Source organism: Neorickettsia sp. 179522 (genome assembly GCF_001593535.1).
GTDB classification, from domain to species: domain Bacteria; phylum Pseudomonadota; class Alphaproteobacteria; order Rickettsiales; family Anaplasmataceae; genus Neorickettsia; species Neorickettsia findlayensis.
This window is the reverse complement of sequence record NZ_LNGI01000001.1, coordinates 353,926-379,306: the sequence shown is the minus strand read 5'-3', so window position 1 is coordinate 379,306 and position 25,381 is coordinate 353,926. Positions and strand designations below refer to the sequence as shown.

General features: G+C 40.1%; 22 protein-coding genes and 1 other RNA gene. 6 read left to right on the top strand and 17 right to left on the bottom strand.

Annotated elements, in window-relative coordinates:
• Positions 1-155 precede the first annotated feature (155 nt).
• A complete protein-coding gene (locus tag AS219_RS01840; RefSeq protein WP_067979332.1) occupies positions 156-1,265 on the top strand; it encodes a phage major capsid protein in 1,110 nt (369 codons plus the stop codon).
• Between the two features lie 171 nt (positions 1,266-1,436).
• Complete coding sequence (gene mgtE, locus AS219_RS01835; RefSeq protein ID WP_067979329.1) at positions 1,437-2,750, top strand: magnesium transporter; 1,314 nt, start codon at positions 1,437-1,439, stop codon at positions 2,748-2,750.
• 178 nt (positions 2,751-2,928) lie between these two features.
• Here the strand turns inward: mgtE and AS219_RS01830 are convergent, their stop codons facing one another.
• The 6 genes from AS219_RS01830 to AS219_RS01805 form a co-directional block, all read right to left on the bottom strand.
• The gene (locus AS219_RS01830; protein ID WP_067979327.1) at positions 2,929-3,282 is read right to left on the bottom strand and encodes a YraN family protein; all 354 of its coding nucleotides are present in this window, start codon (positions 3,280-3,282) and stop codon (positions 2,929-2,931) included.
• 76 nt (positions 3,283-3,358) lie between these two features.
• A complete protein-coding gene (lpdA, locus tag AS219_RS01825; RefSeq protein WP_067979324.1) occupies positions 3,359-4,732 on the bottom strand; it encodes a dihydrolipoyl dehydrogenase in 1,374 nt (457 codons plus the stop codon).
• 237 nt (positions 4,733-4,969) lie between these two features.
• Complete coding sequence (locus AS219_RS01820) at positions 4,970-5,431, bottom strand: ClpXP protease specificity-enhancing factor SspB (RefSeq protein ID WP_067979322.1); 462 nt, start codon at positions 5,429-5,431, stop codon at positions 4,970-4,972.
• Positions 5,432-5,438: 7 nt separating this feature from the next.
• Positions 5,439-5,754, bottom strand: a transfer-messenger RNA (tmRNA) gene (gene ssrA, locus AS219_RS01815).
• Between the two features lie 160 nt (positions 5,755-5,914).
• Positions 5,915-6,631 carry a DNA repair protein RecO gene (gene recO / locus AS219_RS01810; protein ID WP_067979318.1) on the bottom strand — a complete coding sequence of 239 codons (717 nt, stop codon included), beginning with the start codon at positions 6,629-6,631 and terminating at the stop codon, positions 5,915-5,917.
• Positions 6,632-6,683: 52 nt separating this feature from the next.
• Positions 6,684-7,841, bottom strand: a complete 1,158-nt coding sequence (locus AS219_RS01805) for a deoxyguanosinetriphosphate triphosphohydrolase (RefSeq protein WP_067979314.1) — start codon at positions 7,839-7,841, stop codon at positions 6,684-6,686.
• A gap of 424 nt (positions 7,842-8,265) precedes the next feature.
• On the opposite strand from AS219_RS01805, the gene AS219_RS01800 reads away from it, so the two are divergent.
• Positions 8,266-8,802 (top strand): HesB/IscA family protein, encoded by a 537-nt coding sequence (locus tag AS219_RS01800; RefSeq protein WP_067979311.1) that lies wholly within the window; start codon positions 8,266-8,268, stop codon positions 8,800-8,802.
• Positions 8,803-9,094: 292 nt separating this feature from the next.
• On the opposite strand, the gene AS219_RS01795 is transcribed toward AS219_RS01800, so the two are convergent.
• The 5 genes from AS219_RS01795 to AS219_RS01775 form a co-directional block, all read right to left on the bottom strand.
• The gene (locus AS219_RS01795; protein WP_067979308.1) at positions 9,095-11,200 is read right to left on the bottom strand and encodes an inverse autotransporter beta domain-containing protein; all 2,106 of its coding nucleotides are present in this window, start codon (positions 11,198-11,200) and stop codon (positions 9,095-9,097) included.
• Positions 11,201-11,377: 177 nt separating this feature from the next.
• Entirely contained in the window at positions 11,378-11,959 is a 582-nt protein-coding gene (locus AS219_RS01790) for a TIGR02281 family clan AA aspartic protease (protein WP_067979304.1), read from the bottom strand.
• A 42-nt stretch (positions 11,960-12,001) separates the two neighbouring features.
• Entirely contained in the window at positions 12,002-12,841 is an 840-nt protein-coding gene (gene hemF, locus AS219_RS01785; protein WP_067980457.1) for an oxygen-dependent coproporphyrinogen oxidase, read from the bottom strand.
• A gap of 12 nt (positions 12,842-12,853) precedes the next feature.
• Positions 12,854-14,101 carry a beta-ketoacyl-ACP synthase II gene (gene fabF / locus AS219_RS01780; protein WP_067979301.1) on the bottom strand — a complete coding sequence of 416 codons (1,248 nt, stop codon included), beginning with the start codon at positions 14,099-14,101 and terminating at the stop codon, positions 12,854-12,856.
• A complete protein-coding gene (locus AS219_RS01775; protein ID WP_067979298.1) occupies positions 14,102-14,536 on the bottom strand; it encodes an acyl carrier protein in 435 nt (144 codons plus the stop codon). It abuts the gene before it with no gap.
• A gap of 461 nt (positions 14,537-14,997) precedes the next feature.
• Here AS219_RS01775 and AS219_RS01770 point away from each other — a divergent pair, with 461 nt between their 5' ends.
• A complete protein-coding gene (locus AS219_RS01770; RefSeq protein WP_067979295.1) occupies positions 14,998-17,415 on the top strand; it encodes a hypothetical protein in 2,418 nt (805 codons plus the stop codon).
• An 87-nt stretch (positions 17,416-17,502) separates the two neighbouring features.
• Positions 17,503-18,225 carry a phosphoribosylformylglycinamidine synthase subunit PurQ gene (locus tag AS219_RS01765; protein WP_067979292.1) on the top strand — a complete coding sequence of 241 codons (723 nt, stop codon included), beginning with the start codon at positions 17,503-17,505 and terminating at the stop codon, positions 18,223-18,225.
• A 235-nt stretch (positions 18,226-18,460) separates the two neighbouring features.
• Here the strand turns inward: AS219_RS01765 and AS219_RS01760 are convergent, their stop codons facing one another.
• Positions 18,461-19,387 (bottom strand): tyrosine-type recombinase/integrase, encoded by a 927-nt coding sequence (locus tag AS219_RS01760; protein WP_067979288.1) that lies wholly within the window; start codon positions 19,385-19,387, stop codon positions 18,461-18,463.
• A gap of 95 nt (positions 19,388-19,482) precedes the next feature.
• Positions 19,483-20,157 (bottom strand): SDR family NAD(P)-dependent oxidoreductase, encoded by a 675-nt coding sequence (locus AS219_RS01755; protein WP_067979285.1) that lies wholly within the window; start codon positions 20,155-20,157, stop codon positions 19,483-19,485.
• A gap of 533 nt (positions 20,158-20,690) precedes the next feature.
• On the opposite strand from AS219_RS01755, the gene obgE reads away from it, so the two are divergent.
• Positions 20,691-21,716, top strand: a complete 1,026-nt coding sequence (gene obgE, locus AS219_RS01750; RefSeq protein WP_067979282.1) for a GTPase ObgE — start codon at positions 20,691-20,693, stop codon at positions 21,714-21,716.
• Positions 21,717-21,923: 207 nt separating this feature from the next.
• On the opposite strand, the gene AS219_RS01745 is transcribed toward obgE, so the two are convergent.
• The 4 genes from AS219_RS01745 to AS219_RS01730 all read right to left on the bottom strand — a co-directional run bounded on the left by AS219_RS01745 (position 21,924) and on the right by AS219_RS01730 (position 25,361).
• A complete protein-coding gene (locus AS219_RS01745) occupies positions 21,924-23,090 on the bottom strand; it encodes a 1-deoxy-D-xylulose-5-phosphate reductoisomerase (RefSeq protein ID WP_067979279.1) in 1,167 nt (388 codons plus the stop codon).
• On the bottom strand, positions 23,087-24,259 hold the full coding sequence (locus AS219_RS01740; RefSeq protein ID WP_067979275.1) for an EAL domain-containing protein: 1,173 nt from the start codon (positions 24,257-24,259) through the stop codon (positions 23,087-23,089). Before AS219_RS01740 ends, AS219_RS01745 begins: the two co-directional genes overlap by 4 nt.
• 95 nt (positions 24,260-24,354) lie before the next feature.
• Positions 24,355-25,065 (bottom strand): uroporphyrinogen-III synthase, encoded by a 711-nt coding sequence (locus tag AS219_RS01735; protein ID WP_067979273.1) that lies wholly within the window; start codon positions 25,063-25,065, stop codon positions 24,355-24,357.
• Entirely contained in the window at positions 25,062-25,361 is a 300-nt protein-coding gene (locus tag AS219_RS01730) for a hypothetical protein (RefSeq protein WP_067979270.1), read from the bottom strand. The genes AS219_RS01735 and AS219_RS01730 overlap by 4 nt, the downstream gene beginning before the upstream one ends.
• Positions 25,362-25,381 lie beyond the last annotated feature (20 nt).

Genomic DNA, 25,381 nt, shown 5'->3' with positions numbered 1-25,381 from the left:
GGACTTCTTAAACACCACCACTGCTGCAATAAGTTCTCTAACTTACAAGCATGGCTTTTGACTGTGGGAATCCAATTCCTATGTAGTAATAATGTTCTGCTTCCTCATAAGTGGCTAAAAGAAATAAACTGAATTTTTAATTCATAAATAACTCAATGGATACAACAGTAGATAATTTACTTCTAAGCCTCGAAACAGAAATAAAATCTTTTAAAGAGAAAGAAAGCGAGAGATTGGAGAACTATGAAAAAAGATTGAAAAATCTAGAAGATAGTTATGACTTGTCTGTAAAACGACCTTTTACTTCAACCAAACTCGCTGAAGACTGCCTGTACAAGAAGCAACTCGATAGTTATCTCAAAAAAGGATTGACGAGCTCCATTGAAATAAAGAGTAATGGCTTTCCACTTACAGATACTTTGATCAATTTGCTCCATGAAGAAATGAAGAAGCTCTCTCCAATGAGGCAAATAGCGTCTGTTGATACGATCTCAACAGACTGCATAACCTATATTAGCAATGGCGATGCATTAGAGGCACAATGGGTTTCTGAGGATGAGATAAGTAACAGCGATGCAAAAGAACATATAATCACAACAGAGATAAATACCTATGAACTCTATACACAACCAAGAACTACTCAAAAAGTCCTTGATGACCCGTCTATAGATGTAGAAAGGTGGTTAATTGAACAGGCTGCTTTGGCATTTACACAACTCGAAAACGAAACTTTCATTACCGGTAATGGAGATGGTAAACCACATGGAATACTTCAACATAATACGGATTCTAATAGAGCCCAGATTTGTAAGATCACAAGCAAGGAAAAAGACAGAATAACCCCTGAAGACATTCTGAATCTGTATTATGCCCTACAAAGAGAGTTTTCCGTCAATGGAACATTTCTTATGCACAGTGCAAGTATCCAGTTAATAAGAGGTCTAAAGTACGAACAGACGGGAAATTATATGTTCCAACCAGGAATTTCAATAGGTCAACCCGACACATTGATGGGAATACCTGTTATTGAATGTTCAGAAATGCCCATAATAGCTACATCTGATAAATCTCAGAGCTCGACAAAGAAATATCCAATTATTTTTGGAGATTTTAAACGTGGATATCAGATTGTCGATAGAAGCGAAATGCGCGTTTTAAGAGATCCATATTCCGCAAAACCATATGTTTCATTCTATATTACTAAGAGGGTTGGCGCAAAGGTAATCAACCCAAAGGCTTTCGTTTTATTGGAAATGAAATCCTAACTAAACACTTGACTATCCTGCTTAGCTTACCGGAAACTGAATTTTATTAAACCAAAACTCGATGTGTACACCAAGTATAGTATTGGTGTACACTTTCTTCTGGGCGTGGACGCTCTAAGATTCATTAATAGATAAGCTTTTTTAGAGAATTCTGGTGTAAATGTTAAGCAGATGACTGATACTATCCCTCTTATCCTAAAGAAGCTTACTGAGGAAATATCTGAGCAAGATAGGGTGCAGAATCAAAAAGAACTCATAGATGCATTTATAAATGCAAAGAGTGAGATTCAAGAACACTTCATGCACAAGCACTTAGTTCATCACACTTATATTTTGGCGGAGATACCAACTGAGTTATTGAGAAGAATAGTCGAAACAGTTGGCGTCCGAGGATTCGCACAAATTATTACCTCTCTTCCGGTAGATGAAATAGTTGATATACTTGAGGAAATCGAGCAGGACTTAGTAAAAAAAATCGTTGGATTTTTCCCATCAAAACTGGGAAAAGTAATCAAAGAAATTCTTGCCTATCCTGAAGAAAGCGCAGGAAGATTGATCCATAAGGACTTTATCGTTATCCCAAGAGACTGGAGCATAGAACAAGTTTTACAGTTTATTCGTATTCAAAAGCAGCTGCCAAAATATATAAGCGAAATCTTTGTTGTAGACGAGGAAAACCACCCAATAGGCAGTATCTCTCTTAATGATATCTTATGTGCAAAGAGCAGATCCTTGGTAAGAATACTAATGCAGACCAATATAAAAACTGTAGAGACAGGTCAAGATCAGGAAGAAGTAGCTCGCCTTTTTAGGGATCATTCCTTACGTTCAATCGCTGTAGTCGATAAAAAGCAAAGAATTGTCGGTGTAATCTCAATAGATGATGTAGTTGACGTAATCTCTGAAGAAGCAGAAGAAGATATATTACATGCTGGTAAAGTCTCAGAATCAGACATCAATTCAGATGTTGCAAACACAGTAATGCGTAGAATTAAGTGGCTCATAGTTACTTTCTTAAGCATTAACTTTTCTTCTTACATAATTGGCTTTTTCCAGCTAACATTACAACAACACGTGGAGCTCGCAATTCTTATGCCCATAATTGCCGCAATGGGTGGAAACGCAGGCATACAAGCATCTACGGTCGCAGTTAGAGCCCTAATTACAAAGAGATTTTGTCAAGGTAATGCCATGCGTCTTTTTGTAAAAGAGTTGATTGTAGGCCTGTGCAACGGTCTTGTAATGTCGGCACTAATGGTAGTAATAATAGCCGTACGCTTTCACAATCTGGCTTTGGAATCGACTTTTCTTATCTCTATCACCCTCGTGTTTGCACTTGCCACATCTTTTGGTGCTGCAATCCCGTTTATAATCGAGAGATTTGGTGGTGACCCCGCTCTTTCGTCTTCGATCATCACTAGCTCCTTTACGGATATTTTGGCATTTGTAGTGCTCCTTTCAACTGCGAGCATTATCCTTGTCTAATTAATAATGCGAGTATTTCTTTGTCTCAATAAAAAACAGAGTGGTGCGATTTTTACAAACCCTCTATTTCCAATAACCATCTCACCTACTTAAAGAAATTGTAAAATTTCTACATTCTCTACTAACAACGATTTAGAATCGCGTAATATTAATAAACGCTAGCACCCACACACAGCTCTTATAGCGTTATAATTTGCAACACTGACGGAGTTATAAGAAAGACTTTAAAGATTCTCTCAAAGCGGTAGTACAACTCAAACTCGGTACAAAAAATCTCAGAAGCTGGATACATCTTTTCCATACGAGCGTAATCAACCATGGTTTCAACCGCCTGCAGCGAGCTCCGAAATTTCACCTCTGCAAAAAGTAGAACTTCATGCTTGGCACAGACTAAATCAAGTTCACAATACGGATTCCTATAACGCCTACACAAGAGCATATATCCCTTAATCGAGAGATGCAGTGCCACTATCATCTCCGCCAAACGTCCCACTAAATCATTTAATGACCTACGATAAGACCTTTTTAACATTCACTTTATATGTAAAAAACCCCACTTTCTGAAAAGAGAGCTGACACACCCACTGCAGAAAACAGAAAATTACCTTTTACGAATGAACTTCCTCATTATCTGCCGCTAGTACTGCCTCGTACATCATCTCAGAAACAGTCGGGTGGGGAAAAATAACAGCCTTCAAACTTTCAATTGTTGCTTCCGAAGCTTTTGCAATAATGTAACCATTGACAATTTCCGTCGCTTCATAACCAATTATATGGGCTCCTAAAAGTTCTCCTGTTTTGCTATCAAAGACCGTTTTGACCAGGCCTTTATCCTTACCAAGGACAACTGACTTGCCGTTCCCTTCAGCTCTTGCGCGGCCTATTTTCACGTTATAACCCATTCTCAGAGCAGCTTCTTCTGTTAACCCAATACTTGCAATTGAAGGAAAAGAATAAATACAACTAGGAATGCTATTCCTGTCTAAAGGAATGGGGTCTTTTCCAGCTATTTTTGCCGTACAAACATACGCATCGTACATTGCCTTGTGGGCGACACAAGGGAAACCCCTTAAGTCACCAATTGCATATACACCAGCCTCACCTGTTTGGCAGTACTCATCAACAGAAACAAAGCCCTTATTCATCTTTATTGTGGGAATCTGTTCAAGACCAAGATTCTGAGAGTTCGCCTCTACACCACCTGCAACTAAAATTCTTTCAACCACTAGGTTAGTCCCATCACTTAATGTGACAAGGAGCCTCTCTTTATCCTTCTTCAAGGATTGAATAGTGGTACCCTTCCGTATAGTGATTCCACTCTCTTTAAACGCAACTTCAGCAAGATTACTGATTTCAGCGTCCTCAGATGGAAGAATTTGGTTTTGCATTTCTATGACAGTCACTTTACTGCCAAATGCATTATAAACACATGCAAACTCGACACCTATCGCACCAGCTCCGACTACTAACAACGATTCAGGAATCTTACTTGCCGTTATTGCATCATTATAATTCCAAATTAGCTCATGATCACATTCTAGACCTGCAATCTCTCTTGGAGTGCTCCCGGTTGCAAGAATGATGTTTTTTGCACTTATAGTCCTGTCTAAATCCTCTAACTCGATCCTTTTACCAGGCAAAATCCTTGCACTGGAGTAAAAAACCTCTACTTTATGTTTCTTCATAAGGTAGGAAACGCCAGAAGCAAGTTTTTTAATTCTCTCCTGAGCATACGCGATTACACTACTAAAGGTAAGAGAAACACCAGAAACATTTATACCTAGTTCAGCTGCTCCAGTTTTTATAAAGTGATACTTCTCTGCGACATGTAAAAGCGCTTTAGTTGGAATGCACCCATAATTAAGACACACTCCCCCCAACTTATTTTTCTCGACAAGTGCAACCTTAAGACCAATTTTACTCGCCCGAATCGCTGCAGGATACCCGGACGGACCGCCACCAACTACTATAACATCGTACATAGAGAGTCAAAACCAACTTTAAATCATGCCACCCAGCTTATCTAAAAGCCAAATCCAACCGACACAAGACAACTCGATTTTTTATGTCAGGCGCAGGCCTAACCGAATACAGAGAGGGCAAATAAGACAAAGCAAAAAGCCGCACAACCTCATATCTTCTCACTCACAAAGGGAGGATAGCCTGACGGAGGATGTACATAGTCCCACGCACCGACAATCGATAAATCTACGCAGAAGCTACTTTTTCTTCAACATACCAGTAATATCTATTATCTTCCCCTGTTGCTCCCACTTAGTACCGGTCTCAGAAACATAAGTACTACCAGCATCACAAGAATCAACTTCATCTACATCACCCCCGCTGGCCAAATCATGAAACTCCAAAGCAAAATTGCACTCCCTATCAAGAAAGTACAAAATTGACGAAAAGGGTACGGTAATACACTCTTCGACACCAGAGAAACTGAGCACCACGCTGAACTTCTCATAAGAAACTTGCAAATCCCTAAATTGATTTTGCAAAATAATACTCATCTCACGTGGATATTTTTTCTTCAGACCATCCGACAAAGAGGCATTTTGTGTAGAAAAAGTAATGAAAAAATTCGCTGCTTCTCCAGCAGAGATATCGTTCATCACAGAGCGAACAACACCGAGCATCGCGGCGTTTACCAATGCTTTATACTTAATCTCTTTCATAAACAAAACTGGGGCGTTCTGTTGACCGGCCGCCCCAAGCCGCGCTGTACTACCTATAAACTAGGCAGCTAATGCTTCTTCAGCAAAACCAGCTTCAAAATTGTCGTTTGCACTTATAAAAAGTGTTGTGAATCACGGGATCACTCAACCGAACAAAAGTTTAGCTTTTAATACCTGTCGAAACTAATACACCCCCGCAAAACGGTGGAGGTGCCGAATTCTGCCTTCGGGTCCAAGATACTTATTATGAAAAACCATTTATTGTCATAGCGCAAAATGACGCGCCGTGTATTGTATCAAACAAACGCAACAACTTCAACTATTAACTTCTGCCTTGTCGTATAACCAGCGCTCTTCTTATAATAACCCTTCTTACTGAAGATATATCCCCCTATTAGAAGCACCTACAATTACAAAATGCACCTTGTTTATATTCCTACGCATCCCTCTGCACAACTCTGTATGACTGCCAGAAAAAAATGTTCATACACAGTCCAAGACAGACTTCCTATGATACGGCAGGTCCAAATGTAGTAAGAAAAACAGGAATGTCCGAAGAAAAAAAGTTGTCACTCTTATACAATCCGAGAACTCTTCCTGAGATATCTCATCTTCTATCGATAGGCCGTTGGCAATCTTATGTAGTGATGGTGGCAAGAGAAGTAGTTTATCTTTATATGCTTCACCGACCGCTTTCGTAACAGCTCTGCCAGTCTTTGGGGAAATATAAAATAAATCTTTTGTTTCTCCAGTTACCGCACAACGAGACAAATCCAATTGAAACCCCAAATGCCGTAATATTGATAACTCCATTTCTATGTACCTCCTGTAGTAACAAAGAGTGTTTGACTTAAATGCCTGCAACAATTGGATAAATATCTTATAAATTTCCCTTTGCGGTTCATTTTCCGGAAGAACCCTAAGCAAAATACTTAAAACTGCATTGAGGAGCTTTAGCTTTTTGTAATCGGTGAACAAAAACGGCGAAATTATCTCTTTTGCCTCCACTCTGAAGTATCCCAACTGTGCTTCCAACCGAGCACTCCATCTACAGTAAACTACGTTCCCTAGATCAACTGTTGTTTTCCTGCTACATAGACCGCGTTTTAACCCATAGTCCTTGGTGAATAAAGTAATTACGGCTTTGTTTTCAACGAGCCTTTTATTCGATAAAACTACACCTTCATTCTCCCACTGCATTGATTTATCACGCACTACTAACTAGAAATTGTTACCTATTTAGCGAAAAAAATCAGTAATCCCGCTCTAGGACACATGTACTGAAGAATTGTTTGTGTTCTCTCATTGCAGAGCTATCAGTTAAATTTGCAATAAAGTCACATACTAACTGAGCTTTTTTATTCATAGAGTCAGCTACACGAAATCTTTCGTAGTAATCTTTCTGCAAGCACTGAGGATCATGAAAAAAAACTTCAAATAATTCTTTCACTATTCTCTTAAGTTTTACCCTGCTCTTTCTTATACTGTAGTAGAAGTAGAGGTTGTTATAGAGAAACGCTTTAATTTCCTTCATCTCATTGCCAACTTTCTCTGAGAAGTTCGCAGCCGGGAATCCTAACTCTCTTATGTCGTCTACACTTTTTAGCAGATAACGTTTTATATTTTCCCGCGCTACACCAACTACATCATGAATCAAAAACCTTATCATTCGTCTCCGGGCCTTATACATCACCTGACTCTTACTTGCTTCAGGAAAAGCCTTTTCGAATTTTAAAATATTCTCGCCGATGATAGGCAAATGTCGTAAATCTTGGTAAGTGATCACACCAGATAAAAGCCCATCATCTATATCATGCGAGCTATAAGCGATATCATCAGCTAACGATACTATTTGGGCCTCCAAAGAAGGTTGCTTCTCAAGCTCTAGATTAAGCAAGTCATCATACTCTTCTATGATTTGGTGTGGCTTTTGTATCGGGCCATTATGCTTTGCTAAACCTTCTATCGTTTCCCAAGTGAGATTGAGCCCATTAAAATCCATATACTGATGCTCGAATTCTCCTAAGATCCTCAGAACCTGAGCATTATGCTCAAATCTGTAGTGTTCAGCCGCAACTTCCTGAAGGGCCTCTTCACCTACATGAGCAAATGGTGGATGCCCTATATCATGAGCCAGTGCGATGGTTTCCGTTAAATCTTCATTAATCCCAAGCAGCCTAGCCATGGAGCGCGCAATTTGTGAAACCTCAAGACTATGCGTAAGACGGGTCCTATAGTGATCATCACCACAATAGCTGAAAACCTGGGTTTTATACATCAAGCGCCTGAAAGCGGAAGAATGTATCACCCTATCCCTGTCCCTCTGATAACAATCTCGTTGAGGATCTTCTTTTTCTAGAAATAACCTTCCCTTAGACCTTTCTGGGAATGACGAATATGAAGACAACATTCTGCTTATGGAACCAAACTAATTAAATTAACTACCCAGCTAAGGGAACCTTCATATAGCTACAGCAAAAGATATTGCTTCTCAATAGATAACATCCTGCTTATGGAACCAAACTAATTAAATTAACTACCCAGCTAAGGAAATCTTCATATAGCTACAGCAAGAGATATTGCTTCTCAATAGATAAAATTCTGCTTATGGAACCACACCAACTAAATTAACTACCCAGCTAAGGGAACCTTCATATAGATTTATTTGATAAGTTCCTCTCATCGTGACTCATACAAAACCATGTGCGAATTACTCGGAACTATCACTTTTAAAAAAATTTTGGCTTAAAACTCTGAATAAGATAAGCTTCACCTTGCAAGCAAAAAAAAATGTTATACTTAGATCTTTCAAATAATGTACATTCATCCTTCTAGTGAAAACGGAAAAAAAAATTTCACTCACTGATGCAGCACTGAAAAGAATACTAGAGATTACAGAAAATGCAGAGTGCTTGAGCATAACCGTTGAGCCCGGTGGTTGTAATGGTTTTGAATATAAATTTGAGGTCAGGAGGTGCGACAACGCAATGTTGTGTCCGGATCACAACATTCTCAAGGAAAATGGCACTTTAAATACTTTCGATCCTATAACCCACGAGCAAAACATTATCTCCAAACATGATATGGGAACAGCTCAGAGCACAATGAGTTGTTCTCAAAACAAGAGTGACGCATACTCCGACCAAAATTCTGCAGGTGCTGCTCAAGATGAGATGATTCACACGAGTAAAGAAGGAAAATACTATATCACCTGGAACGGAAGAATTATCTTGGAGATAGATAACACATCACTCGAACTGATGCGCTCTGCGCAACTTGACTATGTAAGAGAACTCGTCGGGGAAAAATTTGTTATAAAAAATCCTAATTCGCAATCCACCTGCAGCTGCGGGAATAGCTTTGGCATCTAAAAAACTTTCATTAAACGATGAATTTGCAAGGTAACTGATCTCAAAGTGGAAGAAGCACGGCGCTTGCTTCATAGAATTCAGTCATTCCATAAAAGCCTAGGGACCAAAGAATCACTAATCCAAGAAGCAAACTCGAAAACCAAAGTCTTATGACTCAACCAATCTTTCCTAGATCTGCGGTTTTCCCGGCACTTGGATTAGCATATCTTATCCCCCTTGACTGCTAAGCTGGGCTTTCATTCTAGTACATCGCTGAACAAACCTGACCTATCCTAACTTGTAGTTGCAACACTTAACTAGCTTTAGCATCAGAAGGAGAATTTGCTTGCTCTGCTGCTTTTTGTTTTGCCTCAATTGACGGCTTCGTATCTATTTTGATCTTACCTGCAAGTGTGACATCAAGTTTGCCCATCTTATCTAGATCACCGGCAAAGAGAGCTTTAAAATCATCCTTCGCTGGATTCTTTGGATCATGCACAACTTTAGGTAATTTTATATATACATCTTTTAGAAAATAGCTTACACCCGGTTTTCCGTCTTGAACATCATTCTTTGTTGAATAGAATGCAGACTTCAATTTGTCATGCGAGAATTCTAATGCAGAATTGAATATGCGCACATTTTTATCATCCTGGAACGGATGCTCTTTATCACTTTTGATAAAGCTTGAATTGAACACGACATCCGTCAGAGTATATTTGCTAGGATCACCTAAATCCACTGTCGCACCATTTATCATTGAATCTGAGACCTTTCCACCCGCCTCATCAACTTTGAATTTAAGCGTCCTCTTACTCTTAGGAATGAGATAATCTACTATTTTTTCTCCACCTTGGTATGCTACGTGCATTTTCAATAAGGTTTCATCTGAAATTATTACAGACTTAAGCTCTTTCGGTAGAGTTATGTCAGCAGTCTCTTCAGCACCTTTCTCTTTAGTACTTTTCTCTTCAGTACTTTTCTCTTCAACATCTTTGATAATGTACAACTTTCTTAGCGGCACAATTTTCAGAGTCTTTGTATCCGTACTGCTACTAGCAGAAGAAGCATCTGAGCTTGCTTGCGTCTGCACTTGCACTTGCACTTCAGTGGTAGGATTCTCAGCGGTTTTTATTTCATCCCCCTTAGAAACTTCAACTATCTCCTCAACTTTATGCTCTGTCTCTCCACTCAAGAAAACCGCATTAACATCATAAGAATTATCAGTATCAAACAGGACTATATCTTTATCTCTCCTGACATGCCCCAACAATTGTGTGTACTCCTTACCAACTGGTAAATCAAACCCAACATTTATTGAGAATGAGTTCTTCTTACTATCAGTCACAAATTCTGGTGATACCAATACACTGAAGCGATCGTTCAGGTAAAGAGAAAAATCTATTCCAGCCCTATAACCCGAAAACTTTTCTTCTTTGTTATGAGGACTATTGAATAAAAATGCATCACCACGAACGCGAATGTATTCATTAAGAGTCAAACCAAAACCTAAATCATAACCGTTACCGGCAATCCTCTCATGAAGCACAACAGTTGACTTCCCTAAGCTTTTAGGATTTAAATCCAGCTTCCTAACAATCGAAAGATTACCTCTTTTATTTGAATGGTAATAGTTAGCATTTAAAGAGAAAGATTTGAAAAATATCTCCCCACCCAGTGAATACCATCTATAATTACCCTCAGGCAAAAAGCGTACATCTGTAAAAAGGTTTATACCTCCTGTAAGGGAAGGAGACATTTTCCTCCGAAAAACAACTCCTGTACTAATCTCACTTGCTTTGGCATCGTACAGCTTCGATTTAAGATCAATGTAAATAAGGCCATCTTCTCTAGATAATAGCGGTAAAAGAGCACCAAACTCGGACATCCTTACGGCCCGTTCACCAGAATCACTAAACTCGTGAGTCAGTGTAAAGCGCGCACCACCCGCATAACGACTTTGATTGCTCAGACTATTTTGTCTTGCTACCCTTTCCGGCCCAAAGACATTTGCTCGAGTATTCACCTTTAGTCCTTCCGCTTTAGGTAAATTCTTTATCAGTTTTGACAAACCACCTCGTGAACTGTCTGCTTGGCCCTTTGATTGAAAAGAATCTCCTTCCAAATCAGGTGCTTCACAATTGAACCGAATATTATTACCCTCTCTGTCGACAAAGCGTTTCTCATGACTAATCTTGGAATTTTTTAATTCACTGAAAGTCGCACCTATACTGTTTAAAAGCCCTGTAGTATTAACCCTCTTGTCATACACCTCCTGCCCATTCAAGGAACCAGCCTTAGTCACGATTTCATTATGACTTTCCAGATCCGACGCTTTCAGCTGAGTAGGAATTGCACAACAAAAACCAGAGAGGAAAAACAACAACCTTGCCTTAGAAACACTTCTGAAATTTTTCATTAATAACGGCACTACAAGAAATTTCGCACATTCTTTCAGGAAAGTTTTAATTTTCAGCAAATCTCTTAATGCATAAATGAATCTTCTTTGAATCCTAAAAGAGACCTACACCAAATTAGAAATAATCCCGAGACGAGAGTAATACAATTTGCTGATTTTTACTAGATAATAAGAAAGTTATTTCTGCAGCAAAAATAAGGTATCTTTTTTTATAAAAAAATCAAAATGCCTCAAGCATGACATCCCCAATAAAGACTGTTCCTGCTCTTTCACTTCCGAAACACTTACTTCTAGATGAGGAATGTGATAACCCTTCAGGTAGACATCTCTCAAGATCACAGGAGCTGCCCTTATCTTTCCATTAGCGGTACTATACTCTTTGCTGTAGTCGAGAACACTAGGATCGATCCCTAGTTTCACAGCATCTTTTTGTGATAAAATCGTGTCCGAAGCGCCTGTATCGAGCAGACATTTTAGCTTCACACGACCAACGATAATGTCGACATAAAAGTGCCCATCTCTCGCTTTTTTAAAACCAACCCGCTCACTTGATATTCCACTTTGAACTTTCTTATAAATTTCATCAAGCAGCTTGTTTTCAAGAATCATACCCCCAACATTGTACATGTAGGCCACCACACATATCACGATGCCCCAAACAAGGAGAGTTACTAATCCACCAGCACTTAACCTGCTTGAAGTCCGCCGATAAATAAAGAAAAAAACAGCGAGAATAACAAGCAGGTAAACAAACTCCATATATCAGACCAAACTACCCTACGAAAGGATAATAAAGCACTCTTAAAAATCTCTCCACTCTACCGCAGGAGGTAAAGACATTAGGATTGCCTTCACATTACCACCCGTCTTAAGACCAAACTCGGTACCTCTATCATATAGAAGATTAAACTCAACATACCTACCCCTCTTGAGAAGCTGAAACTGCCTCTGTTCATTTGTATAAGAGAGGTGCATATTTTTCCTCACTATCTTTGGATACACGGAAAGGAAGCCCTTACCAACATCTTTCGTAAAAGCAAAATCCTTCTCCCAATCATCTGTTCTTAAGTAATCGTAGAATATTCCCCCTATGCCTCGAGGTTCATTTCTATGCTTTATGTAGAAATATTCATCCGCCCATTTGCTGAATTTATCGTAATAGTTACCATCATGTTTATTACACACCTCTTTAAACTCGGCGTGGAAGGTCTTTGCATCCTCCTCGTTGTAATACATAGGAGTCAAGTCTGCACCACCACCAAACCAGTATTTATCGGTAACTATCATCCGCGTATTCATGTGCACCGCAGGAACAAGGGGGGAACTCATATGCGCCACCAGTGAAATGCCACTTGCCCAGAACTTTCTTCCACTTTCTGCGGCACCAGGAATTTTGGATGCAAACTCTTCGCTAAGGAGACCATGCACGGTTGATATATTCACACCTATCTTTTCAAATACACTACCGTACATGAGGCTCATTTCGCCGCCCCCGCCACCTTCTCGCTCCCAAGACTCCACTGTAAAGCCCGACTGAAAATTCGGATCAAACTCTCTTTCTATAGCAACAAATTCATCTCTGATACGATCTCTCAGCTCTCTAAACCAGGCAGCTGCGATATTTTTTTTCTCACTTAACACACAGACCTCCAACTATGAACATTGTCCAAACAACAATGATACATTAGTCCCACCGAAGCCAAAAGAATTTGAGAGTACATACCGCAGAATTTTCTCTTGAGGCGTGTGTGGCACTAAATTAAATCCACTAGTACAATCGTCAGGTTTATCCAAATTAATAGTTGGGGGCATTACCGAATCACGCATAGCGAGTACACAGAGAACCGCTTCTATACCACCAGCAGCACCCAAAGCATGACCTATAGATGATTTCGTTGAAGACACACCCATTCCCAAAGAATTACCAAACAAACGCCTTAGAGCATTCAGCTCAGCAGCATCACCATTAGGTGTGGATGTTCCGTGCGCATTAATATAATCGATCTCGTTTAGTCCGACCCCAGACATTTTTATTGCAGACGTCATCGCAGCAAGTGCACCATCTCCACTCGGATTAGGAGCGGCGACATGGTAAGCATCTCCAGAAACGCCAAAACCTACTAATTCAGCATAAATTCGCGCTCCACGTTTTTTTGCATGGCTATATTCTTCGAGCACCATAACCCCAGCACCATCACTCATTACGAAACCGTCCCTATCAACGTCCCACGGCCTAGATGCCTTCTCTGGCTCATCATTACGTCTAGAAAGGGCTTTCATATTTGCAAACCCAGCTATCCCGACTCGACATAAAGCCCCTTCAGAAGCGCCAGCTATCATAACATCAGCTTCGTCATTCGCAATTATGCGCCAAGAGTTAACTATCGCGTGAGCACCTGTTGCACATGCAGTGACCAATGCATCATTTGGCCCTGTAAATCCATTTTCAATTGCAACATTGCCTGAAGTAAGATTGATTAAACTTGCCGGAATAAAAAACGGACTTACTTTTCGTATACCCTCTTCACGGAGAAGAATCGAGTTTTTCTCGATAAGTGGTAACCCTCCTATGCCGGAACCTATCGATACACCGACCCTTCTCTTGTCTAAGGAAGGATACTCCAGTAACTGCGAATGTCGTATTGCCTCTCTAGACGCAGCTATACCGTACAGTATATAGCGATCGTGTTTTCGGGGATCACCAAATTTTTTACACTCGAAGCAATCCTCTCCATTCTCCAACACCTCCCCTCCTATAGTGACAGGAAGGCCCTCTGTTTCCACAGTAGAGAGCGTCCTCACGCCAGACTTTGACTCAAGGATTAGAGCCCAAGAGCCCTCTCTACTGCTGGACAGACAAGTAAGCAACCCTAATCCGGTTACTACAACTCTCTTTCGCATCTACTTTATTGAAGTGGAAGTAAGCATAGAGACGAGATCACTCATGCTGGAGACGTTCTCAAGCGTAGAAAGCTCACAATCAAACGACTCAGAAATATTAGCCAAAAATTTACCAAAAAAAGTATCCTTCTTGCTGAAATCGATTAACTTATCCAACGGCTTAGTACAGTGTTCAAGAACATAATCATAAATGTGCTTAACCGTATTTGCCTTCCTCGCATAATCTTCAGGAATCTCCTCGAGATCATGATCTTCCTCAACACGCATAATTATTTCAGCAGCATCGAGGCTATCTATACCAAGCTCTGAGCCAAGGTCTGTTTCCAACTTTATTTCGTCATACTTCTCATCCGAAAGGCTCAAAGCACGCATAACAGAGACCTTAACTGTGTGCTCAAGAACGATCCTCCTAAATTTTTCCTGTGTTGCTTCCATTAAAACAAAACGCTAGATCCAGGACAAATATATCTTAATGAAAATCCTACTGCAATCATTCCTATTTTCTTTTTTACAGGACCTTCATTATTTTGCCAAAGTAAGGTTTTCCCTTTAGCATGTCAAAGTTTGATAAATTTTTTTTAAAAATTAATTCATAAAGAAAGCTTGAAGTTTACTCTATCGTGTGAACATGAAACAAAATTCTGTGTTAAAATTCGGCATAAATGCTTTGCCTCAGTCCGATCTGCATCACACTTTCACTGGGACAGATAAAACCAACAATCCCTTCACCGAGTGACAACTAGGCTATGCACTTGCTTCTATCACATTAGAAATAAAAAAATTTACAAATAAACTGTAGAAAGTATAACCTTACTGTTTCACTCTCCAGGAGATTAGTACTGCTGGTAGGTTTTCGTCGTGATCCAGATGAACGATAAGTATATCGATGTTATCAGATGCAAAAAATGAATAAACTAGAAATGCAAGACACGCAACAAGGAGAACAGCCTCAAGGACAGGAAAGCACACAGTCAAATGCGGCTACTCAGCAGGATGCACCGGATTCACAACAAGGAGAACAGCCTCAAGGAACACGAAAAAAGATGTTTCAACGTTGGTCACAGACTCTTACAGCCAGCGGTAGTGCACTAAAGAAAAAGGCCAAAGCAAGCATTAAGAAAGCAAGTCAAAAACTTGACCTAATACTTCCGGGGGAGAATACAGAGCAACTCAGACTAAGGCTTCTAAAAGCTGAAGAAGCTAGCACCCTAAAAGAGGAAATCCAGCCTGGCATGGAGCTGGCAGAGATGTATGAAGCAGAAGTAGCTGATGTCTTTGGGTTGCAAAACGTGAATGTCACACCACCAAGTGATGGGGAAAACGGACTAACTGTCAGAGCATGCTATTTGGATGGGGCTAAAGCGTTTGTAAATCGTATCAATGATGCAGGCAAACCAAAACCTGAGAATATGCCCATACATAGCATTACATTCGGCACTGCCAGAGCCCTACATGAGTGGATAGCTGCGGGAAGAGCTCCACATGCATGGATAACAACGATCCTAGCTAGAGCAATAATGAACGTTACTGGAACAACTCCATCAGTGATTCCGGTAACTTCAATCCCTATTGAGAAAGGCGCTGTAGCTAGTTGTTCTGTAGAAACAAGTGGCATAGTACAAGGTGCTGCAGCGTCATCGGTTGGTCAGATTAGCGTACCCACACACCCTACCTACAAGATAGAGGGTCTAACACAAAGTCAAGTAGATACTTTGCGTGCATTTTGCGCAAGTTTGACATCTCCTACAGAACCGAGATTACGCGTACCTTACCAAAAAGTAGAAGTAGAAGGGAATGGTGGTGAGACATTTCTAGTGCTACGTAATTTCCCTAGCGGACAGAGTGCGTGCTACCCTTTCATTCAAGAAGTATGCGCACTTTCGCTGGAATGTACAGTACCCTTCAAAAAGGCCAATGACTTACTCGCGAAAATCATAGAGCAAACTACTCACTCACCTTTAGCAGCAGCTCCACCACAGTTCACAGTATTATTCGATCCAGTATCAAGGAAATGTTATCTACAATTTCCGACTAACTTGCTTGGACACACTTGGACTAGATCCTTAGCACACCATCTATGCAGCAACTTAAAAGCTACAGCCTGTTTAGTCGGCACGCTTTCCCCTGAGAGCAAATGTTGCGCTAGGAACCGGCAGGACACCCAGGAGCTTAGCTACCACGAAATATGCAAATCAGCTACAGAAGGAAGAGGCAACATGGCTATTTGCATGCCTAATCCGAGACACCTCTTCCCACATCTGGTAGAAGTTTTACAAGCAGCACTAAATGCATACCAATGCTCAGATAAGTTTTGCAGACTCGTTCCAGGTGCTGCAATACAAACGCATCTTGGATCATTCTGCAGTGCAAATATAGGAAACGACAACACAGGAATAATCTCCTTGGCAACAATGGTACTCAATGCAGAAACCGCAGGTGTACTTCCAGCTCAGCCAATCTTCACAAGGGTAGATCACGTCACAGAGGGACAGTCGAGTTGTACTATCAGTTCTGAGAAACTTGTAAAATTAACAGAAGAAGGACTACGCAGTGTAGCAAGAGCAGCAACTCGGTTCCAAGAAATTCAGCAAAACATAATCGCAGTCACCGAAGCAATCCTAGCTACGTTACCGGTGCAAGAACGAGATGGAAATCCTTTCTCGATCTTAACAGCCTCTCAAACTACTATCCTGATGAAAGACGTAAATAAGCGTGTAGCAGCAGTAAAACTTTCATGGGGTAAAGCATTTCTTGAAGGTACGCTCAGACCTAAACTATTAAAACCCGTTCGCGTAAATAATATACACTGCTCTGATAGTTCAATAGTACTCCCATTAGCACTGTTCACTGAGAGTATTGATATAGTCATAATCACAGCGGCGGAAATAAGATGTGAATTAGAAGTCACCGTAGAGGAAAAAGTTCCTGAACCAGATCCCTCACAAAGTGTCTCAAGCAAACCTGATGCAAAAAAAGATGCACCTGACGATAAAACTGCCGTAGTAAAAGTGGAACCAGGAGCAGTGCAAAAACTCTTAAAGAACGTTGGTTCGGTTTTCGCACGAAGTAAAAGTAAAAGTCCAACAGCACCAAAGAAAACTGAACAACCACTGTCTACACGTCTGAGAAATATGTTCATTGCCGTAGCTGCATCTGTGGTGCTGGCAGCTATAATCTATCTGCTGCTTCCACTAATACCAAGATTTGAAAGTATGCCTATAGCACTACAAGCTGTTGGTAGTATCATAACTGGTGCACTCATATCCTGTATTGCCTATACATGCGTTACTAGCATTCAAAGCAATTCCCGATAACGGGAGTGAAGAGAATGATATTGGATATTTCGACATGTATTTTACACGTGAGTGTGTTACACTACGGTTCAAGGTTTTGAAAAAAAGATGGCTAGTGTACTTGTGCTGTCTGGGTATGGGCTTAACTGCGAGGACGAGACACTTCGTGCCTTTGAGCTCTCCGGTTTTACGGGAAGCATCTTGCATCTGAATGATTTGCTCAGCAACCCTGACAAACTTCGCAATTACCAAGTTCTGGCCATTCCTGGTGGTTTCTCTTTTGCTGATAATACAGGCGCGGGAAACGCGTTCGCGTGTAAAACTGCTCCCTTACTAGAAAAAGTAGAGAACTTTCTCGAAGAAGATAAACTAGTCATAGGCATATGCAACGGTGCACAGATACTTGTACGTTTGATCACAGCTCTAGAGGTCACTTTTGAAGCAAATACCTCGAACCAGTATCAATGTGAGTGGCAAGACATTGAAGTGCCTGAAAGTGCTTCTATTTGGATGAGGGGTATTCATAGAATCCGTTTACCAATTGCTCATGGCGAGGGGAAATTGGTACCCTTAGATATGGGCAATTTGAAAGTCGATGTCGCCATGCGGTACACGCAGGATGTGAATGGTTCTTACGACAGGATTGCTGCTGTTACTGCATATGACGGGAAGATGCTAATCACTATGCCCCATCCAGAGAGGGCGGTTTCTCTCGTACAAACTGACGACTACTATATGGTTCGAGAGAAGTGCAGAAGAGAGTGTTTACCAATCCCTGAAAATGGGCCTGGGATGCAAATTTTTAAAAACGCGTACGATTACTTTCATTGACCTATCTATCTTGGTTTTGTTACTTCGACGTCTCAGTGTCTCAAAGCATTGGCTTGTCTTCGTGCTTTTGCATCTCTCACAGCCAAACAACGACTGAGGCATATGTTTCCATATTATCGCACTCGAAAAACCTCTTTACTCCCCCACATCAACCGCTCAAAAGTGTAGAACACTAAAATAGAAGCACACTCATTGTGGTTAACTCTACGGCAATCAAGCTCCTCCTAGATAGGGCTCAGTCATCCCTATCTCTTATAGAGAATTGCCTATACTTTTCCATGAGTGACTCAGCATTCAGTTTTGCATAGATCTCAGTGCTCGCAAGTGAGGCGTGCCCTAACAATTCTTGTATTTTACGAACACCAATACCTTCCTGGAGTAGATGTGTAGCAAAGCTGTGTCTAAGCGCATGTGGCGTGGTATGCTCCGGAAGATTGAATCGTCTACGAAGTGAGAGGAAAGCCCCTGCTACAGCAGTCCTACACAGCTTATTTCCGTTCCGATCCAAAAAAAGAAAACTTCCCTCATCCAACTCGAATGGACACAAAGCGATATAATCTTCCAATGCAACACGTACTATAGGCAATAAACGAATCATTCTTTCCCTACCACCTTTACCCACTATTTTGATCTCACTATGAGCAAGATCATCAACTCTTAGACTCAACGCTTCACTAATCCTCAAACCAGAACCATATAACAAATAGCATAGCGCAATGTTCCTCTTTACTATCCAACTTATCTTCAAGGAAGAAAATTTTTCAATTAATTCCATTATTTCCTTGAAAGTCAAAGAACGTGGCAGCGCCTTCGGCTTAAACCTCAATACAACACTTAAGACATCTTCATTGACAACTTCCTTATGTTTCGCAAGGTATCTAAAAAAGCTCTTTACTGAAGACAAAGCTCTTGCATTCGCGCGGAAAGAAATAGAATTTTTTCTTCTACTAGCAAGCCAGGCGCGTAAATCTTTATTGTCTATGCACTTCAGGCTAGCACAACACACAGATCCGCCTCTGAAAGTAGAAAGGAAATCCAAAAAAGCAATAGCATCCCTATTGTAGGCAACCAATGTATTACTAGAAAAGCACTTTACACCACCTAACCATTTTGTCCACTCATCAAGAATGGCGTAAACCGAGGGATCAATTCTATACTCCACAATTCATAGAAAAAACTTCCATCACTGACACACTTTTAAAAAGAGCAAAGAGCTTTTAAGTAGAAGCTCAATTTGAGCAAGACTAGTATTTAAATTTAACTATAAGAGACATAATGTTTTCTACCAGAAATCTTATAGTGTGCTGAACTCAACTGAAGGAAAAGTTCCGCACATTCAGGCTGAGGTTCCGCAGCAATACCCTCTTCGTATCCTTCTAAGGCAACCATGTTTACGCACATACCATAATTTAGAACATCATTGGCATATCCTTTCATAAGCTGCGCAAGAGCTGCATTGCTTGCAACATACGGGGAAAAATACAAAGGGTTTTTTCCAACAATTTTCTCAAGAGAAAGAAAAATTACCCTACCATGCTCAGAACGTTTCAAAAGCCCATCAAAATTTCTTAGCATATACCAATTTAAAGAAAAATTTTCTTCTACTATTCTTCTCCACTCATCAACTTCATAATCTACTAGGAGATTAGGCTCACTGGTATAAAAATGCGCAGAGATGAGAACATCTAACTTTTTTGAGGTACCTGAGATAGCATCCTTAAGCGATTCCATCTGAAAAACATCCAGCACATCTGCTTGCACAAGAACTGACTCTCCTCCCAATTTTTTTATATCTTGATTTAACTCATCAAGATCCGATAGATCTGCTGCAGGCAAAACAAGAGAAGCCCCTTCCGAAGCAAATCTTCGCGCTATAGATGCGCCGATCCTGTTACACACACCAGTTACTAAGACTATTTTTCCCTGCATCATAAAAGTCTCTTCAAAAAAAAGCTCGTACAAGATCTTATAATAGGGACCGTGGCTTTGTACAATGGACTACTACATGTATAAGAGCCATGCTGCTCCACAATCCCGAGTTATACTCCTTGCAAAATTATAAAAAGAATATTCTTCTAAAACCTATACCATTTGTCTTATCAAATCGAAAAAAGTCACCTCATTACATAGAGCGGAGTTCACTCTCATTGTCTTATGTAAAAATTTTTTGTACTTATCCTTACTCAATCAAGAAAAGTCCCTTCATTAGACATATTAGACAGAATGAACGAGCCTTGTTTACATCTGTAGGTGGAATCATTGTGTGCTTAGGCAGCAAAACAAATTTTGTAACATTTAAATAGACAGCAATTATCACTTCACATACCTAGAAAAAGCGCTATTTACCTTTTTGAGCTATATTTAGGTAAAAGCGAAAATTACTATACAATGAACCTGACAGAAGACAATTTTCAAAATACAACCGATATAGAAAACACACCTTAAATTTAAATGGAGAGTGAAATTTGAAATTCATAGACGAAGTAAAAGTTTTTTTAAAGGCAGGAAACGGTGGAGACGGCTGTTCAAGCTTTCGAAGAGAGAAGTTTGTTGAGTTTGGTGGACCAGATGGTGGTTGCGGAGGAAATGGAGGAGACGTGGTCTTTGTCACAGACGAGAATCTCAATACATTACTGGATTACCGGCATAGGGCCCACCTCAAAGCTAAAAATGGGAAACCCGGCAGAAAATCTAATAAACGTGGTGAAAGTGGTTCTGACCTGGTTTGCAAGGTACCTGTAGGCACCCAGATACTTACACAGGATGGAGTACTCTTATCTGATTTGGAACAGCCTAAACAAAGCTTCATTTCTGCTTTCGGTGGAAAAGGTGGTCGGGGTAATGCAACATTTAAAAATTCATTAAACCGGGCCGCAACCGAGTTTACCTATGGTGAACCTGGCGAAGAAAAGACCGTAATTTTAAATTTAAAAATATTAGCAGATATTGGCTTAGTCGGACTCCCGAACGCAGGAAAATCTACGTTTTTATCTAGGTGTTCGAATGCTAAACCAAAAATCGCCGACTATCCTTTTTCAACGCTTGAGCCAATTGTAGGAATAGCGGAAATAAACAACCGTGAAATAGTCATAGCGGATATTCCTGGTATTATCCAAGGAGCTCATAAAAACCTCGGATTAGGATTCAAATTTTTGAAACATATAGAACGCTGCAAGGCATTGATATATCTTGTAGACGGAACAGAAAAGGACATTTACTCAGTTTATACACTCTTATTGGAGGAACTCTCTCTCTATAGTAAGAATCTAGAAACAAAAGAGCACTTTATTCTTCTTACAAAGTCCGATCTACTTACCAAAGATGAAGTACAAGAAAAGTGCAAATATATTCAGGAAAGAAGCGGAAAGCTTACATTGCACACAGGGACTGATCAGGAAATTGAGCCTCCTTTGAAGGCTGCTCAAAAACTTGTTGAACTCCACAAATCGAACCACAAATCACCTGGCAAGTATGACCCATTAAAAGTATAGCTTTCCTGCCCTTAGTATACGAGGCAATAACTTGTCAGAGCCCTCGCGTGGACTGCTAGAGGATAAAAAGCACGTAGCGCGTTCTATATACAAAAAAAGTTAGTCAATCCTGCACTCATGAGCGCTTATAGGATAGGGTCAATCGGTTTTGCTGCAATAAAAAGATACGTTGGAAAATCAGTAGGTACAAACATCTACAGCACAAGTTTACACGCCTGATACTAACGGATGATACTTCTTGGAAAATGAGTCACTGTTGTCACTCTTACATACACACTGAGCCTTATCATAAATAGAAAAGACGTCACCAATGTTCTTAACATCAGCTTTATTGTATTGAAATTTGTCCAACCCAGAGGAAATGAAGTCCGGTATACTATGAAAATCTAGTTTCCCAGCAAGAAAATCTTCTACAGCAAGATCATTTACCGCACTCAGCACAATTTCTTGATCAGTTTTAAGAAATTTTAGTGCTCGAAATTCCTCCTCTTTTGCGGCATAGAATGTCAATTTTCTCGTTGCCAAAGGAACCTTACCGTAGGCATAGGTGTTCTCATAACCACCTTCAACCAATCCGGCAAGCGCATTATTTATCCCAACTCTCATATCTGGTAGGGATATAAAAGCGTGCTGAGAACCGTCTAAAAAATCAACCATTCCGTGTATTAGAGCTTCCGGATGTATCAGAACAGAAATTTTTTCTTTAGGTATTCGGAAAAGGTAGTGTGCTTCTATGACCTCCAAAACTTTATTCATCATAGTGGCAGAATCCACTGAATTTTTCTTACCCATCTTCCAAATTGGATGAGCAAGAGCACAAGCAACCGTAACATTTCTCTTTCCCTTACGAAAAAACGGTCCACCACTAGCAGTTAAAGTAATTCCTGAGACAAACGCGGGAGGTTTGGAATGCAATAACCTCGCTATAGCATGATGCTCGGAGTCCAAAGGAATGATCTTATCAACAAAGGGTAAGAGTAGACTACCTCCACACACAAGGCTTTCCTTATTGGAAGTCGCAACTTTAATCCCTCGACTTATCGCGCTATATATCGGGTTTAAGGCAGCGATTCCAGAAATGCTTACAATAAGCATATCATTGTCACAAAGTGCATTGCCTATTTCGATCTCTCGATCAAGTATGACTTCTATATTCTGTGAACATAACGCAGTTTTAACTTCCCTATAAGAAGACTCATCAGCGACAAAAACCCTTTGTGGAGATAATAAACGCGCCTGCTGTATTAACAATGCGTGGTTACTATTACAGCTCAGTGCGTCAACTTTAATTGCATCTCTATAGAAACGAGAGACCACATCAACAGATTGACAACCAACCGAACCAGTAGAACCCAAAATGGAGATTTTCTTCATGCACTTACAGAATTTTTTAGCTCCGAACTGGCCTCGTATAGATAGTTACCCTGCATATATCTGATTCCTAATTCCTTAAACAAATCAAAGACACTTTTGTCTTCAACAAACTCCGCAACTACCTTAATGTTCAAGTTATTTGCAATCTCAAGAATACTTTTAATAAAGATAGAAGCATTCTTACTAGTTTTAATTTCCCCAGCGAACTCTCTATCAAGCTTAAGATAATCTATCGGTAATTTCTCAAGCTGCGAGAAAGGGAGATAGAAATTCCTTCCGAAATCATCTAGAGCTATACCACATCCAAGGGATTTTAATTTAAAGATAAAGTCGAACATCTTGTCTGTATTGGACAATAATATTCCCTCCGTAATCTCTACAACTAGCCTTTTTGCAACAAATTGCAGCGTAGCAAAGGATTTTAAAAATCCCTCTATCTGTAACTCGTCACTTGCACTTAGCATGGAAAGATTAAATGACAATCTTAGATCACTATGACGCTCAAGAAGCTCAATAACGCGCTTGAAAACAAATTTATCTACTACAGAAATCAAATGCGTTTTTTCTGCTGCAACTATACAACTCCTGATACTTTCTTCGCCCTTAACCCTCAATAGGAACTCACTAAAAATTACACGTGAAGTCTCTATATCAACAATTGGCTGAAAGACGTTTAGTAACTCGTTGTTTCTCAGTGCACTGTGCAACACCGTAGCTTTTGCAACTGCATTCGAGAATTCTTGTAACTGCGAAGTACAGCTTGCATAATCGACAATCCCACTACCCTCTTTTTCACCAAAAGAAACAGCTGCGAAGGCTTTTCTTATCACTTCACTTGGTGCCTCAAACGAAAAAACATAGTAACCTACAGCAAAGCTCACGTACTCGAGAAATATGGAAGAAGCAATCTCTGTTATCTTTTCATATATACTCCACACGGAACTTGCACTACTCTCAAGAATCAGAATAACTGGTGGCTTAAACGCTACGATATTTAAACCAGCCGCAAGCATTCGTTTTTCTAACTCGAGCAGATACCCCTCACATTTCCTTTGATCATAAGAAAAAACTTTGTAAGAAAGCGGATTCGATATTTTCGCAACAAGAAAAGTACCCGATTTAGACTGCAAGATCTTTTTCTTTACCAAATAATCACACCCCTCAAACATTGCAAAAATCCCTTAAACACAACCACCTGTCTATACAGTAAAACAAGCGACCACACACCATCTCACAAACCTACAGTAAGTATAACTCTAGTGAGTTAAGTTTTCCGCTCAACATAGTAATGCCTTTCTATTACATCAACAAGAGCATCCAAAGTGGGCACACTAGATACGTAAACTGTATCACAACTCAAAGTAGATGCTATCCTGGAACTCATAACAAAGTAAGAAAAAAAACTTGGACTTATGCCATATTTAAGAAATAGTGATTTGCATAAAACCGCAGCCTGCCTGGAAAGCAAGATTACACCACTAATGCTTTTTCTCATTAACGCATCATAGACATTACTAGAAAACTCTTTCACCGGACACATCATATAGCAGATTCGACGCTCTACTGATTTGAAACCCCTTTCTAAACATGAAGAAACAATATCCCTTGTTATCTCCGCTCCAGAAAGATAAATAACTCTCTCATCTTTGCTAAAGTGGGAAAGTACATAAGCCTCTAGTTCCTTAGCTGTACCACAACCACAGGAAACAACATTAGAAAATCTACTAAAAATTGCAAACTCAGCAATATTGTCACTCATCGTATACAATTGTAAATCTCTACTTGCCCTAGCCCAAGCGAGAGCTCTAATGGCATTTTTACTACTAACAACAATCTTTGCAGCAATGAGGTCGGCAACATCAAACCAAAGCGGCTGCAGAACAAAGAGTGGTTCCACAAGACTTTCTATGTTCAAACTTTTTAGCCGCTGCTGCAGATATATCGCATCCTCGACCGGCCTAGTTATCAAGATCATAGCGACAAGACTATCTTGATTGCACAGTCAATTTTAGCACATAACTTTATGCGTTCCTCCAATTCCTCGATGCAGTGGCGAAGTTTCACTGCGTTTCCGGAGTTTCTTGCACGCACGTAAACTGTAATGATATTCCCAGTACCGCTATATGAAACTTGCTTGACCGTTAAACCATTAAATCTCTCATCTTCACCGATGATTTCCCCCCAATGATAATAGATAAGGAATCTAGCACCGCCGTATTGCAGAATCAAATCCCGATCAAACTGACACAGCGCCGTCCCAAACTTTTTCATTTGATAGAAGAATCCTCAAA

Coding starts and splice junctions, on each gene's coding strand:
- AS219_RS01840 (WP_067979332.1), top strand. CDS start 156: ATGGATACAACAGTAGATAATTTACTTCTAAGCCTCGAAACAGAAATA.
- mgtE (WP_067979329.1), top strand. CDS start 1,437: ATGACTGATACTATCCCTCTTATCCTAAAGAAGCTTACTGAGGAAATA.
- AS219_RS01830 (WP_067979327.1), bottom strand. CDS start 3,282: ATGTTAAAAAGGTCTTATCGTAGGTCATTAAATGATTTAGTGGGACGT.
- lpdA (WP_067979324.1), bottom strand. CDS start 4,732: ATGTACGATGTTATAGTAGTTGGTGGCGGTCCGTCCGGGTATCCTGCA.
- AS219_RS01820 (WP_067979322.1), bottom strand. CDS start 5,431: ATGAAAGAGATTAAGTATAAAGCATTGGTAAACGCCGCGATGCTCGGT.
- recO (WP_067979318.1), bottom strand. CDS start 6,631: ATGCAGTGGGAGAATGAAGGTGTAGTTTTATCGAATAAAAGGCTCGTT.
- AS219_RS01805 (WP_067979314.1), bottom strand. CDS start 7,841: ATGTTGTCTTCATATTCGTCATTCCCAGAAAGGTCTAAGGGAAGGTTA.
- AS219_RS01795 (WP_067979308.1), bottom strand. CDS start 11,200: ATGAAAAATTTCAGAAGTGTTTCTAAGGCAAGGTTGTTGTTTTTCCTC.
- AS219_RS01790 (WP_067979304.1), bottom strand. CDS start 11,959: ATGGAGTTTGTTTACCTGCTTGTTATTCTCGCTGTTTTTTTCTTTATT.
- fabF (WP_067979301.1), bottom strand. CDS start 14,101: ATGCGAAAGAGAGTTGTAGTAACCGGATTAGGGTTGCTTACTTGTCTG.
- AS219_RS01775 (WP_067979298.1), bottom strand. CDS start 14,536: ATGGAAGCAACACAGGAAAAATTTAGGAGGATCGTTCTTGAGCACACA.
- AS219_RS01770 (WP_067979295.1), top strand. CDS start 14,998: ATGCAAAAAATGAATAAACTAGAAATGCAAGACACGCAACAAGGAGAA.
- AS219_RS01765 (WP_067979292.1), top strand. CDS start 17,503: ATGGCTAGTGTACTTGTGCTGTCTGGGTATGGGCTTAACTGCGAGGAC.
- AS219_RS01755 (WP_067979285.1), bottom strand. CDS start 20,157: ATGATGCAGGGAAAAATAGTCTTAGTAACTGGTGTGTGTAACAGGATC.
- AS219_RS01745 (WP_067979279.1), bottom strand. CDS start 23,090: ATGAAGAAAATCTCCATTTTGGGTTCTACTGGTTCGGTTGGTTGTCAA.
- AS219_RS01740 (WP_067979275.1), bottom strand. CDS start 24,259: ATGTTTGAGGGGTGTGATTATTTGGTAAAGAAAAAGATCTTGCAGTCT.
- AS219_RS01735 (WP_067979273.1), bottom strand. CDS start 25,065: ATGATCTTGATAACTAGGCCGGTCGAGGATGCGATATATCTGCAGCAG.
- AS219_RS01730 (WP_067979270.1), bottom strand. CDS start 25,361: ATGAAAAAGTTTGGGACGGCGCTGTGTCAGTTTGATCGGGATTTGATT.